The following is a 13,438-nucleotide window of genomic DNA, read 5'->3' as shown; positions in this document are numbered from 1 at the left end:
GCACCAGTCAACGTCCTGCCGGCTTTCCTTTACTTAAAACGAACCCACATTGTCTGGAATGTGGTTATGGGCGTTTGTTTCGCCCGAATCTACAGGAATTAAAATGAGCGAAAGCTTTGCAGAACTCTTTGAAGAAAGCCTGAAAACCCTCAATCTTCAGCCGGGTGCGATCATCACCGGTATCGTTGTCGACATCGACGGCGACTGGGTTACCGTACACGCTGGCCTGAAGTCCGAGGGCGTCATCCCGCTCGAGCAGTTCTACAACGAAGCTGGCGAGCTGACCATCAAGGTCGGTGACGAAGTGCACGTTGCGCTGGACGCGGTCGAAGACGGCTTTGGCGAAACCAAACTGTCCCGTGAAAAAGCCAAGCGCGCCGAGTGCTGGATTGTTCTGGAAGCAGCTTTCGCCGCCGAAGAAGTGGTCAAGGGCGTTATCAACGGTAAGGTTAAAGGCGGCTTCACTGTCGACGTTAACGGCATCCGTGCGTTCCTGCCGGGCTCCCTGGTTGATGTCCGCCCAGTGCGCGACACCACCCACCTGGAAGGCAAAGAGCTGGAATTCAAGGTCATCAAGCTGGACCAGAAGCGCAACAACGTTGTTGTTTCGCGTCGCAGCGTGCTGGAAGCCGAGAACAGCGCCGAGCGCGAAGCCCTGCTGGAAACCCTGCAGGAAGGCCAGCAAGTCAAGGGTATCGTCAAGAACCTCACCGACTACGGCGCATTCGTGGACCTGGGCGGTATCGACGGCCTGCTGCACATCACCGACATGGCTTGGAAGCGCATCAAGCACCCATCGGAAATCGTTAACGTTGGCGACGAAGTCGACGTACGCGTTCTGAAGTTCGACCGCGAGCGCAACCGCGTATCGCTGGGTCTGAAGCAGATGGGCGAAGATCCGTGGGTAGCTATCACTGCCCGTTACCCAGAAGGTACTCGCGTACAAGCTCGCGTTACCAACCTGACCGACTACGGCTGCTTCGCTGAGCTGGAAGAAGGCGTTGAAGGTCTGGTACACGTTTCCGAAATGGACTGGACCAACAAGAACATCCACCCGTCGAAAGTCGTTCAGGTTGGCGACGAAGTGGAAGTCATGGTTCTGGACATCGACGAAGAGCGTCGTCGTATCTCCCTGGGCATCAAGCAGTGCAAGTCCAACCCATGGGAAGACTTCTCCGGCCAGTTCAACAAGGGTGACAAGATCACCGGTACCATCAAGTCGATCACCGACTTCGGTATCTTCATCGGTCTGGACGGCGGCATCGACGGTCTGGTTCACCTGTCCGACATCTCCTGGAACGAAACCGGCGAAGAAGCCGTACGTCGTTTCAAGAAGGGCGACGAGCTGGAAACCGTCATCCTGTCGGTCGACCCAGAGCGCGAGCGCATCTCCCTGGGCATCAAGCAGCTGGAAGACGATCCGTTCTCCAACTTCGTTGCTGTCAATGACAAGGGCGCTATCGTCAAGGGCATCGTGAAAGAAGTTGACGCCAAAGGCGCCATCGTCACCCTGGCCGACGACATCGAAGCTACTCTGAAAGCTTCCGAAATCAGCCGTGACCGCGTTGAAGACGCGCGTAACGTTCTGAAGGAAGGCGAAGAGATCGAAGCCAAGATCATCAGCGTTGACCGCAAGTCCCGCGTTATCAGCCTGTCGATCAAATCGAAAGACGACGCTGAAGAGCGTGAAGCCATCCAGAGCCTGAAAAACGCTCCGGAAGCGGCTGCCGACACCACCATGGCTGCGCTGCTGCGCGAAGCAATGGCCAAGCAGAACTGAGTTCTGTTTGATCGGTAAAAAGGGCGACCCTCGGGTCGCCCTTTTTTTTGGCGTGGATTTTGGGTTGGGTTTAGTCGTGTTCGTCGTGAGGTTTGTGGTGTTCGATAGATCGAGCGCCGCCCGCGCGGCGCTTGATCTCCCGGGCGCAGGCACTCTACCGCCATACCCTCAAAGCCACACCGCATCCCAATGCGGGTAATCACCAGCTCTGCTAACTAACCCCGCCCTGATCGGGTTTGCCACGATATACCTTGCAGCCTTGAGAATATCTTCGTCTCGGCGCAATGCGCGGTCGTAATATCCGGCCTGCCATATCGGCAACATCTTCACCCCGGCTTGGCGCAATGCATTGCTGGATTGGCACTTGAAGCGTTGCATCAGTTTACTAAGCGTCGTGTCTTTCAATTCGATCAACCAGTGCAAATGGTCTGGCATCAGTACCCAGGCGAGCGAGCGGCAGTGCTGCTGCTGATCTGCATGGCGTAGGTTGTGGATTGTCAAGCGGGCATGGTGAAGGTTGTGGAACAGGGGCTGACGCAGGTGGGTTACAGTTGTCAGCATGTAAAGCCTGCCTGGCACCGAGCATCGGGCATGGCGGAGTCTATGGCCGTGGAGGGGCATTGCGTTCATCCTTGAGTATGTGTGTGCCAAGGCAGCGTAGTTGCGGTGGACGGGGCTGGCGCTAACAAGGGTTTCAGCGTGTAAATGGATGGCGTGGGATTTGCGGTGTTGCGCAGATCGAGCGCCGCCCGCGCGGCGCATCGCGAGCTGCGCTCGCTCCTACGTTTGTTTCGGGCCAGTATCGATTGTGACAGGCGCGCGCGACTGCCTTGTTTAAACGACGCGATATCGCGCCATGTACCAAGGCGTCCACGCGCAAATCCATCAGGAAAAATTGGCCCGAAACAAACGTAGGAGCGAGCGCAGCTCGCGATGCGCCGCGCGGGCGGCGCTCGATTGCCGCGCCACCGCAAATCCATTGCCGGACACCTACATGCCCCCGCCGACTAGACCATTCTTGTAAAACTTCAATCTTGAATTTTTTTATTAAGTCAAGAACCACCCTGTTCAAAACCTTCCCGGCGTGCTACAAACTGGTTAAGCAATGATCTAGCTGCTTGATAACGAAGGGAAAAATATGACGAAGTCGGAGCTGATCGAACGTATTGTCACCCATCAGGGGCTGCTCTCGTCCAAGGACGTGGAGCTGGCCATCAAGACCATGCTTGAGCAGATGTCACAATGCCTGGCCACTGGCGATCGCATCGAAATTCGCGGTTTTGGCAGCTTCTCGCTGCACTATCGCGCACCTCGTGTGGGTCGCAACCCAAAAACCGGCCAGTCGGTCAGCCTCGAAGGTAAATTCGTGCCGCACTTCAAGCCCGGCAAAGAGCTGCGTGATCGGGTCAATGAAGAAGACGAGGCTGAAGCCTGATCAACCAAGGAGGAATCTGATGCGTAACCTCAAGCGCGCCCTGGCGGCGGTATTCGTGCTGCTGTTGGCGGCTGTGGTGCTGTTTTTCGTGCTGGAGAACCAGCAGGCCGTGTCGTTGGTTCTGTTCGGTTGGGCCGCGCCGGCCATGCCGGTTGCCGTACTGGTACTGGCAGCTTTGGTCATTGGTCTGGCGGTAGGGCCATTGCTGGGGGCTTATGGTGTGCAGCGCAGCAAGCGCAAAATCAGGGCCTCTGCGCGACAGGCGGCACTAAGCGGAAATTAAGGAAATTTCCTACACCTGCTTAGGAAAGTTTCACCTATGCATACATCGGTTGACATGGAGTAATAGCGCACTTCATTTTCGGCCCAGGCGAGTGTGCGCAGCATGGAATATCCCAGCCTTTCCCATCACGGTGGTACCCGCGGCGTCACCGGGTCTTGCCACCAGTTGCACGTCGATCCGTCAACCAGCCTGTTGATCGACTGCGGCCTGGAGCAGGGAAGCGAAGCGGCGCCGGGTGCGGAAAGCGCGGCGCTCGGCTTCGACATTCAGGGTATCCGGGCTCTGGTTATCACTCACGTTCATCTCGATCATGTTGGCCGTATCCCGGCGCTGCTGGCTGCCGGCTATCGCGGTCCTATCGTGTGCAGCGAGCCTTCCGCGCGGCTGCTGCCGCTGGTGTTGGAGGATGCCTACAAGCTGAGTATCAGCAGTGAGCCCGCTCAGGTGGCCCGGTACCTCGAATTCATTCGTGACCTTATTGTGCCGCTGCCGTTCGAGCAGTGGCACACGTTGGTTGAGCATCCCGGCCTTGGCTGCCGCATTCGCTTGCAGCGCGCAGGCCATCTGTTGGGCTCGGCTTATGTCGAGTGCGACATGCAGCATGGGCAATCCAACAGCCGTTATGTGTTCTCCGGCGACCTGGGTGCGTGTGGTAACCCCTTGCTGCGTCCGGTTCAGCCACCAGAGCGTGCTGATGTGCTCGTACTGGAAAGTACCTATGGCGACCGCCTGCATTCGCATGTCGACGACCGTAGGCGGCGGCTGGAAGATGCCATTGATCGCGCCCTCGCCGACAAGGGCACTATTCTGATCCCTGCATTCAGTCTTGGTCGCACTCAAGAAGTGCTGTTTGAGCTGGAAGATATCCTGCACCGCAAGGCACTACTGGGCACAGCCGGTCCAGCCCCTGATGGTGAGCCGATCGACTGGTCCCAGTTGCCCATCATCCTCGACTCGCCTCTGGCTCAGCGCATCACCAGCGTTTACCGGGAGCTGCACGAATACTGGAATGACGAGGCCAGGGCGCGTGTTGCTGAAGGGCGTGATCCGCTCGGCTTCAGTCAGCTGATCAGCGTGGATACCCATGCTCGCCACCAGCAGGTGGTCAACTACCTCAAGAGTACCGGTCGCCCGGCGATTGTGATTGCCGGCAATGGCATGTGCTCGGGTGGGCGTATCGTCAATTACCTCAAGGCCATGCTGGCAGATCCGCGGCATGAGGTGATGTTTGTGGGCTATCAGGCCAAGGGTACGCCGGGGGCGGTGATACAGGCTAGCGAAGGGGCGGAAAGGTTTGTGCAGGTTGATCTGGATGGGCGGATGTATGAGGTACGGCTCAAGGTGTTGACCTTGGGCGGTTTTGCAGGGCATGCGGATCAGGCGGGGCTTGTGAGTTTTGCGCTCAAGGCGCATGTGCCTGCATCCCAGATAGTGCTAGTTCATGGTGAGGCTAAGGCAAAGAGTGCGCTAGCGACGGCTCTGGGTAAAGCCTTCGATGAGCGGGGGCTAAGGGTGAAAATTACCGTTGCTGGGGAGGGATAACTGATCAAAGGCCATCGTCAGGTGGAACGTTTCTGCTTTTTCTGGCTCAAATTTTTTCAGCTATCATCATGCGCTACGCTAAAAAACATTGAGTAGGGTGTTAATTGACCTTACTCTCCGCTGGTGGAGTCAACCCTACCTAGCGTGACAGCGTAAAGCATCTTGGCATTCGGCTAGCTGGTCGGTGCCTTGATGATGTCCGAAAGCAGCGTGAGCTAAGGAAAATTTAGAATAAATGCGCAATGACCGTGAGCGCCTAGAAGGCAAGTCTGTAGTAGATTTAGTTGAGTTGATCGAGGAACTCTGGAAGCAAAAGTGGGTGGTGGCGTTAACAGCTGTGGTCGTCACGCTGATAGGCGTCGCTTATGCATTGCTGGCTACCCCGATCTACGAAGCTAAGGTTTTCGTTCAGCCACCTTCTCAAAAGGACATCGCACAACTCAACTATGGGAGAGGCGGCGATAGCGGGTTGCCAATTCTGTCTGTCAAGGCTGTCTATGAAAGCTATGTGCGCTATGTTCAGTCGGAGGCAGTGCGTCGGGATTTTTACCGTGAGGTCTATTTGAAATCTCTGCCCGAGGCTGACCGGCGTGGTGCCCAAGATGACCTTTATGCGAAATTCAGTAAAGCCGTGTCAATTCCAGCCGCCACTAAGGATTCTCCTGAGCGCTTCCAGATTGTTGCCAGTTCGACGGATCCTCAGCAGGCGGCTGACTGGATAGTAGCGTATGTACAACTTGCCGGTGATCGCGCCAAGAAAGAGGTCATTGCCGACGTGCGGGCTGATGCGCTGGTCAAGGCAAACAATCTTAAAGAGCGAGTTCGCTCTGCTAGAGAAGGTGCACGTAAAGAACGTGAAGACCGTATTGCTCGGTTGTCCGAGGCGCTGATTGTCGCACAGTCGATTGGCTTGGAAAAGCCGCCCATTATTTCCGGTAATGGTAATTCAGAGCTGTCGGCGGATATGGAGGGCTCGCTGGTATACATGAGGGGTAGTCGTGCAATTGAAGCGGAGCTCAAAAACTTGAAGGCCCGGACCTCTGACGACCCTTTTGTAGATCACCTGCGCCGCGATCAAGAAACGATAGCTTTCTACGAAACACTTGAGATAGACCCGTCCGTCATCGAGGTCTATCGACAGGACGGAGGGCTGTATGCACCTGATAAACCAGTCAAACCGCAAAAGGCTATTATTGTGGTGCTGAGCGCGTTCTTGGGCGTGCTGCTGGGTGTTTTGATTGCCCTTTACCGAGCATTTTTCGTCGTTCGTAGGTTCGCAGCTGGTGTCAGGTAGTAATTAAGACGCCGCTTGGGCTAGTGCGGAACATTGGCCACAACTATCAGTATGCTACGGATCGGCGCGGCGGGCCCACCCGCTCGTATTAACCGGGCTTAACTCTACAGATGAAATTCCTTATGAATATTAAACTGGCAGTTATTGGTTTAGGGTATGTGGGGCTGCCACTGGCAGTCGAGTTTGGCAAACATCGTGACGTGGTTGGGTTCGACATCAATCAAGCGCGTATCGATGCATTAAAAGCGGGTCACGATGCGACTCAAGAGGTCTGTGCCGAAGATTTGGCGAGTGCCCATCTGTTGAGCTACACCGCAGACACTGAAGATCTGCGCGCGTGCAATGTGTTCGTTGTTACCGTCCCAACGCCCATCGACAAATATAAGCAGCCTGACCTGACACCGCTGGTCAAAGCCTCGGAAACCATCGGTGGAGTGCTAAAGGCCGGCGATATCGTGATTTATGAATCAACGGTTTATCCGGGAGCGACCGAAGAAGTCTGCGTTCCAGTGCTTGAGCGTGTTTCCGGGCTCACCTTTAATCAGGGCTTCTTCGCAGGCTACAGCCCAGAACGTATCAATCCAGGAGATAAGCAGCATCGTGTCACGACGATAAAAAAAGTCACTTCGGGCTCCAACGATGTTGTCGCTGAAGTGGTTGATTCGCTTTATCGAGAAATTATCACGGCGGGCACGCACAAGGCAGCGAGCATAAAAATTGCTGAGGCTGCAAAGGTTATTGAAAATACTCAGCGTGATTTGAATATCGCATTGATCAACGAGTTGGCAATTATTTTCAATCGAATGGGTATCGATACTGAAGCGGTTCTTGAGGCGGCAGGTACCAAGTGGAACTTTTTGCCGTTCCGTCCTGGGCTTGTTGGTGGGCACTGTATCGGTGTGGACCCGTATTATCTCACGCACAAAGCGCAGGCCATTGGTTATCACCCAGAGATTATCCTCGCTGGCCGGCGTTTGAATGACTCCATGGGCCGTTACGTCGCTTCGCAATTGGTAAAGGCAATGCTCAAGCGCCGTCTACAAGTCGAAGGTGCACGTGTGCTGGTTATGGGCTTGACGTTCAAGGAAAATTGCCCCGACCTGCGGAATACACGCATTGTCGACGTGATTGCTGAATTGAGCGAGTACGGCATTGCTGTCGATGTGTTTGATCCTTGGGTTGATGTCACCGAATCACAACATGAGTATGGCATAACGCCGGTAGCTACACCTGCCGCTGGTACTTATGACGGCATCGTAATAGCTGTTGCTCATCAAGAGTTCAAAGCGCTTGGCGAAACAGCCATTCGTGCTTACGGCAAGCCTGACCACGTTCTCTACGACTTGAAGTATCTATTGGATGCTGCCAGTTCCGATATACGCCTTTAGTTGGTAGGGGTGTCAGAATTGTCAATTATTGCAGGCTGGGATGAAAAATGACGGCATACGAAGTTCTTCAAAAATCGCTTCCCCAAGCCCCTAAGAAATGGCTGATCACCGGGGTGGCAGGTTTTATCGGCTCCAACCTTCTCGAGCACTTACTTTTGCTCGACCAGACGGTGGTGGGGTTGGATAACTTCGCCACGGGGCATCAGCGTAACCTGGACGAGGTAAAGTCTAACGTCAGCGCTCAGCAGTGGAGCCGTTTCAGCTTCTTGGAGGGTGACATCCGCAACCTGGGCGATTGTCATACGGCCTGTCGCGATGTGGACTATGTTTTGCATCAGGCGGCATTGGGATCGGTGCCGCGTTCGCTTAACGACCCTATCACTACGAATGCCACTAACATTGATGGCTTCCTGAACATGCTGGTTGCGGCACGTGATTCGGCGGTAAAGAGTTTCACCTATGCGGCAAGCAGTTCGACTTATGGCGATCATCCCGCCTTGCCGAAAGTTGAAGACGTAATCGGCAAGCCATTATCGCCGTATGCGGTAACAAAGTATGTGAACGAGCTGTATGCTGACGTGTTCTTCAAATCCTATGGGTTCAACAGCGTCGGCTTGCGCTATTTCAATGTGTTCGGTCGTCGCCAGGATCCGCAAGGCGCCTACGCGGCGGTCATTCCCAAATGGCTCGCTTCCATGGTTGGTGGTGATGAACTGTTTATCAATGGCGATGGCGAAACCAGTCGTGATTTCTGCTTCATTGAAAACGTTGTGCAGATGAATCTGTTGGCTGCGACCAGTTCCGACCCGGCGGCGGTTAACCAGATTTACAACGTAGCGGTCAGTGGTCGCACCACTCTGAACCAGTTGTTCGAGGCATTGCGTAAAGGCCTGCAGGAGAACGGTGTTGTCTACAGCAAGGGCCCGGTGTATCGAGAATTTCGCCCCGGCGATGTCAGGCATTCACAAGCGGACATTTCCAAGGCGCAGTCGCTGTTGGGTTACGCGCCCGCTTATGATGTCACCCGCGGTATTTCCAAGGCTATGCCTTGGTACATTCAGTTCCTGGCCTGAAAGACAACTTGTGCGACTGCTTGAGATTACATTGGCTTGAGCCCGCTGGTGCTGCGCGGCAGCCCCAGCTTGGTCTGCCATCAGTGTGAGAGGATTCGGTGCATTACAAAAATATCGTTTGGAATCTGCTTGGCCTGGGGCTGCCGCTCATTATCGCTGCACTTACAGTTCCGGGTTTGATTGCAATAGTAGGTACTGAGCGTTTTGGTCTTCTTGCGCTCGCTTGGGGTTTGATCGGGTACGCCGGTGCACTCGACCTAGGAATAGGTCGTGCGTTGACCCAACGGATCGCATCCCTGCGAGACGGCCCGCAGGCCGCCGTGATTGCAGATGTTGTCGCAACGGCAGTTACCTTGACTTCGGTGGTCGGCGTCGTAGGGTTGGTGGCAATCGCGCTGGGCTCGGCCGCGGGGGTGCAGCAGTTCATTCCACGGCAGAGTATTCCCGGTACAGAAATCACGTTGTCCCTGCTGCTTCTGGCCTTTGCGCTGCCTATGCAGGCGGTGAGCGCAACGTACCGGGGCGTGAATGAGGCGTACCTCAATTTCAAGGGTATCAGCCTGTTGCGAATAGGTTTGGGGGTAGCAAACTTTGGTGGGCCGTACCTTGTAGCTCAGTTCACTCATGAACTGCCGTGGTTGGTGTCGACCTTGGTAGTTTCGCGTGCGGTTGCGCTGCTGATTTACCGGTACAGCGCAAAAGGATGCCTACAGGGGCAGCAGCCCGGTCGATATGCAAAAGAGCAGGCTATCCGACTGTTGCAATTCGGCGGATGGGTTACGGTCAGCAGTGTAGTTAGCCCGTTTCTGGTGCAAGCAGACCGTTTTTTTGTCGGCGTCCTTTTATCTGCCGCTGCGGTGACGGCCTACGTGATCCCCTACGAAATTACCGTGCAAGCGATGATTTTGGTTGGAGCTGTTACCACTGTCGCGTTTCCTGCGATTGCAGCCTTGATGCAGCAGGGCATGGATAAAGCGTGTGCGTTGTTCCGTACTTGGACGATCCGGGTGGCTCTGATGATGCTGGTAACCATGAGTGCCATGGCGCTGCTGATGCCGGTCGTCCTCAACCTCTGGGTAGGCGAATACGTGACAGCCGAGTCGGTGGCAGTGGGGCGTATTCTGTGTGCGGGCGTATTCCTGAACGGCCTTGGCGCCATGTTTTATGCTTTTTTGCACGCTCAGGGGCATTCCAGAATCACAGCCATTTTCCACTTGATTGAATTGCCGTTGTTCGTGGGTGCTCTGTACTGGTTCATCCAGGATCTGGGTGTGGTTGGTGCTGCGATAGCCTGGTTGCTACGCATGCTGCTGGACACGCTGCTACTGGGTTGGGCCGTGTCGCGTGCGAGAGGCAATAGGAATCTGGTCAATGCAGTTGAATGACTTCGCCCAGCGAGTGGCTGGCCTGATTCTGCTTCTGTCCTTGGTATTTCCTACGAGCTTCACTGCATTCAAGACAGTGGCGCTATTGCTACCACTTGGCTGCCTGCTGCTGGGCGGTGGGGTGGTAGGAAAGGTTGACTCACGTTTGTTTTGGGTTGCATTGGTGTTCTCGTTCATCGGGCTTGGCTGGTCCGTTTACGGCACTTACCTAGGCAACCCTGGCGCGCTACGTGTGCTCACTGTGATGGTGATATACCCCGCACTGTTCACGATTCTCGCGATGCTCTATCAGGGAGACAGTAATGGGCTGGATCGCTTGATGGTTGTTGCGGGGTTGTTGATCGGGCTTATCGACTTGGGGTTCGTTGCAAGTGAAATCGCCTTGCCCGGCAACCCGTTAGGGGCGGGGTTGCGGGCTCTATACGCTGATGAGGCTGTCGTCGATTATGGCGTCGGCTATTTGAAGTTCACCCTGCCCAATGTTTCCAGTGTTATTTTTCTGCTGTCGTTCATGCTGTGCAGGGTCATTTGCCAGCGCTTCAGCCTTGTAGGGCTGGTTACATTTGTCGGACTGGTGCTGGTTGTCCTGCTTTCCGGGCGACGTGTCATTTTGGTCACGGCAGTACTAGGGCCAATCATTGCATATTGTATAACCTGGGGTGCTCCCGAAGGGCGCGGGCTGGCGGTACTAAAAGTCAGCCTGTTCGCCGGAGGAACCATAGCGCTTGCAGTGTTTGTATACTCACTTTGGCCCGACTACATCTATGAGCGGGTTTCGTCAATTTTTGATTTTGGTGGTGACGCAAGCAATTCGGAGCGCGCGACTCAGTTTGCATCATTAATGGACGGGATTCTTGCTCACCCGTTCTGGGGGGCAGGGGCTGGCGCTGTAGCCAGCTATATCCGCTCCGAAGAAATGCCGTGGGCGTACGAGCTTTTTTATATATCGCTTATTTTTCAATATGGACTTTTGGGTTTTTCAATCTATGCAGCGGGGGTGCTCTTCCTCATGGCTTTCCTGGCTCGGGAGGTCCGTCGCAAAGGGCGTGAAAGCTTCGAGTTCTATTATCTTTGCGGGCTGATTTCGTTTTTGTTGGCTACGGCAACCAACCCCTATTTGGCTAAATTCGATTATATGTGGGTTTTGTTCGTGCCTGTTGCTTTGTTGAATTATCGATTGATAGAACGCTTCAACAGGGACTTTGCACATGGATATTGATGTAGTTATTGTTAACTGGAACTCGGGCATGCAGATTCGTGACTGTATCAACTCGCTGCAGGCTAGCATTGCCAAGGCCCAGCTGCAGGTGATCGTCGTCGACAATGGCTCCACCGATGGCTCTGATTTAGGTTTGGAGCAGGATGGGATCAGTGTTTTGCGGACAGGCGCTAATCTTGGTTTTGCACGGGCTTGCAATTTGGGTGCGGCCCAAGGACGCTCTCCTTTTGTTCTGTTCCTCAACCCTGACGCGGCGGTGTATCCAAGCACTCTGGATTACGTGTTGTCTTTCATGCGTGACCCACGCAACGCGTCTGTCGGCGTGTGCGGGGTGCAGCTGGAAGAAGAGAGCGGGCACATCGCGCGCAGCTGTACCCGTTTGCCGACAACACGCAGTTTTCTCGCACATGCACTGGGCCTGGACCGTTTTGTGCCGCGTCTGGGTTTTTTCATGGCTGAGTGGGCGCATGATACTGATCGTTCCGTAGATCATGTGATCGGCGCGTTTTACCTTATTCGCCGCGAACTTTTTGACAGGCTCGCCGGCTTTGATGAGCGCTTCTTTGTTTACCTTGAAGACTTGGATTTGTCGAAGCGGGTCAAGGATGAAGGATATAGCATCGAGTTTCTGACCAAGGTAAAGGCTTTCCACAAAGGTGGAGGTACATCGGATCAGGTCAAGGCTCGCAGGCTTTTTTACTCATTGAGAAGCCGGATTCTCTATGCGTTCAAGCACCTCGGGCGGGCGTCCGGCACCTTGGTGCTATTGGCGACAATTGTGCCTGAACCATTTTTGCGAATCGGCCTTGCGATGCTTAAGCGCAGGGGAGTAGGTGAGACGCTTCAGGCCTATCGTCTATTACTCGCCTGGCTGGGTGATTGGTTCACTACGGGTAAGACGCGATGAATGGCTTGAATAATTATTCGGGCAAAGCCATGAAAAAAATTCTTATCCTCAGCAAATATACGCGAATGGGCGCTAGCAGCCGCTTGAGGATCCTGCAGTACTTCCCTGCGCTGCAAAGCAGCGGGCTTGAATTGGAGGTTAGCGCTTTCTTTGGCGAGGATTACTTAAACGATCTTTATGCCTCATCCAAGCGCTCGCCCTTGAAACTGTTGCGTTATTATCTGAAGCGCATGGCCGTGTTACTTCGTGCACGCAGATACGATGCGGTGTGGATTGAAAAGGAACTGTTCCCGTTCGTTCCTGCGGTGTTCGAGCGCTGGCTAAGTGCCGCGGGCAGTCGCTATATAGTCGATTACGACGACGCCGTGTTTCATAACTATGACCTCTCTGCGAACTCCTGGGTGCGTCGATTGCTGGGTAGTAAGATCGACCAGGTCATGCGTGCCTCTAGGATCGTCGTAGCCGGCAATGAGTATTTGGCGGATCGAGCAAGGCGCGCTGGAGCCAAGTGCGTTGCGATCATTCCGACTGTGGTCGACCATCATCGCTATAGAGTAATCAGCCGAGATGAGGGGCAGCAACTGGTGATCGGGTGGATCGGCTCGCCTTCTACCCAGAAGTACGTCGTCAGCATTCACGCGGCATTGCTGGAGGCCTGTACTCGATACAGTGCCAAGCTCATGTTGGTCGGGGCAACGCCGAATATAGTCGCTCAGTTGCCCGGTATAGAAGTTGAAACGTTTCCATGGACTGAGGATAGTGAGGCTAGTCTGATTGAGCTGATGGACATCGGCATCATGCCGCTGATTGATGGCCCGTGGGAAAAAGGCAAATGTGGATACAAGCTTATCCAGTACATGGCTTCAGGTGTGCCCGTAGTCGCTTCGCCGGTTGGGGTCAATGTCGAGATCGTAGCCGACAATCAATGTGGTTTGCTTGCCAGTGAGTCAGCAGAGTGGCTGGCCGCGTTGTCCAGGTTGCTATCTGATCGGGAAGAGCGTACCCGTCTAGGCTTGGCTGGCAGGCATGCAGTCGAGTCCAGGTATTCGCTACAGGCGCAGGCGCCGGTTCTCGAAAAACTCTTGAAAAGCCTGACTGTCTCATGAGCTTGCAACGCTGAATTCACAAGGTG

12 protein-coding genes are annotated in these 13,438 nt (G+C 54.6%); 11 read left to right on the top strand and 1 reads right to left on the bottom strand.

Annotated elements, in window-relative coordinates; translation table 11 throughout:
- Window positions 1-103 precede the first annotated feature (103 nt).
- The gene (rpsA, locus tag DM807_RS25500) at window positions 104-1,780 is read left to right on the top strand and encodes a 30S ribosomal protein S1 (RefSeq protein WP_003252673.1); all 1,677 of its coding nucleotides are present in this window, start codon (window positions 104-106) and stop codon (window positions 1,778-1,780) included.
- Window positions 1,781-1,948: 168 nt separating this feature from the next.
- Here the strand turns inward: rpsA and DM807_RS25495 are convergent, their stop codons facing one another.
- Window positions 1,949-2,401 (bottom strand): REP-associated tyrosine transposase, encoded by a 453-nt coding sequence (locus DM807_RS25495; protein WP_012271041.1) that lies wholly within the window; start codon window positions 2,399-2,401, stop codon window positions 1,949-1,951.
- Between the two features lie 517 nt (window positions 2,402-2,918).
- Here DM807_RS25495 and ihfB point away from each other — a divergent pair.
- The 10 genes from ihfB to DM807_RS25445 all read left to right on the top strand — a co-directional run bounded on the left by ihfB (window position 2,919) and on the right by DM807_RS25445 (window position 13,412).
- The gene (ihfB, locus tag DM807_RS25490) at window positions 2,919-3,215 is read left to right on the top strand and encodes an integration host factor subunit beta (protein WP_003252675.1); all 297 of its coding nucleotides are present in this window, start codon (window positions 2,919-2,921) and stop codon (window positions 3,213-3,215) included.
- Window positions 3,216-3,234: 19 nt separating this feature from the next.
- Window positions 3,235-3,498, top strand: a complete 264-nt coding sequence (locus DM807_RS25485; protein WP_012271042.1) for a lipopolysaccharide assembly protein LapA domain-containing protein — start codon at window positions 3,235-3,237, stop codon at window positions 3,496-3,498.
- A 102-nt stretch (window positions 3,499-3,600) separates the two neighbouring features.
- Window positions 3,601-5,040 carry an MBL fold metallo-hydrolase gene (locus DM807_RS25480; protein ID WP_069942249.1) on the top strand — a complete coding sequence of 480 codons (1,440 nt, stop codon included), beginning with the start codon at window positions 3,601-3,603 and terminating at the stop codon, window positions 5,038-5,040.
- Between the two features lie 235 nt (window positions 5,041-5,275).
- On the top strand, window positions 5,276-6,334 hold the full coding sequence (locus DM807_RS25475) for an LPS O-antigen chain length determinant protein WzzB (protein WP_179028126.1): 1,059 nt from the start codon (window positions 5,276-5,278) through the stop codon (window positions 6,332-6,334).
- A gap of 110 nt (window positions 6,335-6,444) precedes the next feature.
- Window positions 6,445-7,722, top strand: a complete 1,278-nt coding sequence (gene tviB, locus DM807_RS25470) for a Vi polysaccharide biosynthesis UDP-N-acetylglucosamine C-6 dehydrogenase TviB (protein WP_069942142.1) — start codon at window positions 6,445-6,447, stop codon at window positions 7,720-7,722.
- A 47-nt stretch (window positions 7,723-7,769) separates the two neighbouring features.
- The gene (locus DM807_RS25465; RefSeq protein WP_069942141.1) at window positions 7,770-8,795 is read left to right on the top strand and encodes an NAD-dependent epimerase/dehydratase family protein; all 1,026 of its coding nucleotides are present in this window, start codon (window positions 7,770-7,772) and stop codon (window positions 8,793-8,795) included.
- Window positions 8,796-8,893: 98 nt separating this feature from the next.
- Window positions 8,894-10,180: an oligosaccharide flippase family protein gene (locus tag DM807_RS25460; protein WP_081336899.1), complete on the top strand. Its 1,287-nt coding sequence runs from the start codon at window positions 8,894-8,896 to the stop codon at window positions 10,178-10,180.
- On the top strand, window positions 10,167-11,399 hold the full coding sequence (locus tag DM807_RS25455) for an O-antigen ligase family protein (RefSeq protein WP_179028125.1): 1,233 nt from the start codon (window positions 10,167-10,169) through the stop codon (window positions 11,397-11,399). The genes DM807_RS25460 and DM807_RS25455 overlap by 14 nt, the downstream gene beginning before the upstream one ends.
- Window positions 11,389-12,306, top strand: a complete 918-nt coding sequence (locus DM807_RS25450) for a glycosyltransferase family 2 protein (protein ID WP_069942139.1) — start codon at window positions 11,389-11,391, stop codon at window positions 12,304-12,306. Before DM807_RS25455 ends, DM807_RS25450 begins: the two co-directional genes overlap by 11 nt.
- On the top strand, window positions 12,303-13,412 hold the full coding sequence (locus tag DM807_RS25445; protein ID WP_244965092.1) for a glycosyltransferase family 4 protein: 1,110 nt from the start codon (window positions 12,303-12,305) through the stop codon (window positions 13,410-13,412). The genes DM807_RS25450 and DM807_RS25445 overlap by 4 nt, the downstream gene beginning before the upstream one ends.
- Window positions 13,413-13,438: the final 26 nt, after the last annotated feature.

The sequence above is a fragment of the Pseudomonas hunanensis genome, assembly GCF_013393325.1.
In the GTDB taxonomy this organism is placed as follows: Bacteria; Pseudomonadota; Gammaproteobacteria; order Pseudomonadales; family Pseudomonadaceae; genus Aquipseudomonas; species Aquipseudomonas putida_P.
This window is presented reverse-complemented; position numbering and strand designations above follow the sequence as displayed.

Excerpts from the sequence above, each read along its gene's own strand:
- DM807_RS25475 (WP_179028126.1), top strand. The coding sequence starts at position 5,276 with ATGCGCAATGACCGTGAGCGCCTAGAAGGCAAGTCTGTAGTAGATTTA.
- DM807_RS25495 (WP_012271041.1), bottom strand. The coding sequence starts at position 2,401 with ATGCCCCTCCACGGCCATAGACTCCGCCATGCCCGATGCTCGGTGCCA.
- DM807_RS25450 (WP_069942139.1), top strand. The coding sequence starts at position 11,389 with ATGGATATTGATGTAGTTATTGTTAACTGGAACTCGGGCATGCAGATT.
- DM807_RS25445 (WP_244965092.1), top strand. The coding sequence starts at position 12,303 with ATGAATGGCTTGAATAATTATTCGGGCAAAGCCATGAAAAAAATTCTT.
- tviB (WP_069942142.1), top strand. The coding sequence starts at position 6,445 with ATGAAATTCCTTATGAATATTAAACTGGCAGTTATTGGTTTAGGGTAT.
- ihfB (WP_003252675.1), top strand. The coding sequence starts at position 2,919 with ATGACGAAGTCGGAGCTGATCGAACGTATTGTCACCCATCAGGGGCTG.
- DM807_RS25480 (WP_069942249.1), top strand. The coding sequence starts at position 3,601 with ATGGAATATCCCAGCCTTTCCCATCACGGTGGTACCCGCGGCGTCACC.
- DM807_RS25485 (WP_012271042.1), top strand. The coding sequence starts at position 3,235 with ATGCGTAACCTCAAGCGCGCCCTGGCGGCGGTATTCGTGCTGCTGTTG.
- DM807_RS25455 (WP_179028125.1), top strand. The coding sequence starts at position 10,167 with ATGCAGTTGAATGACTTCGCCCAGCGAGTGGCTGGCCTGATTCTGCTT.
- rpsA (WP_003252673.1), top strand. The coding sequence starts at position 104 with ATGAGCGAAAGCTTTGCAGAACTCTTTGAAGAAAGCCTGAAAACCCTC.
- DM807_RS25465 (WP_069942141.1), top strand. The coding sequence starts at position 7,770 with ATGACGGCATACGAAGTTCTTCAAAAATCGCTTCCCCAAGCCCCTAAG.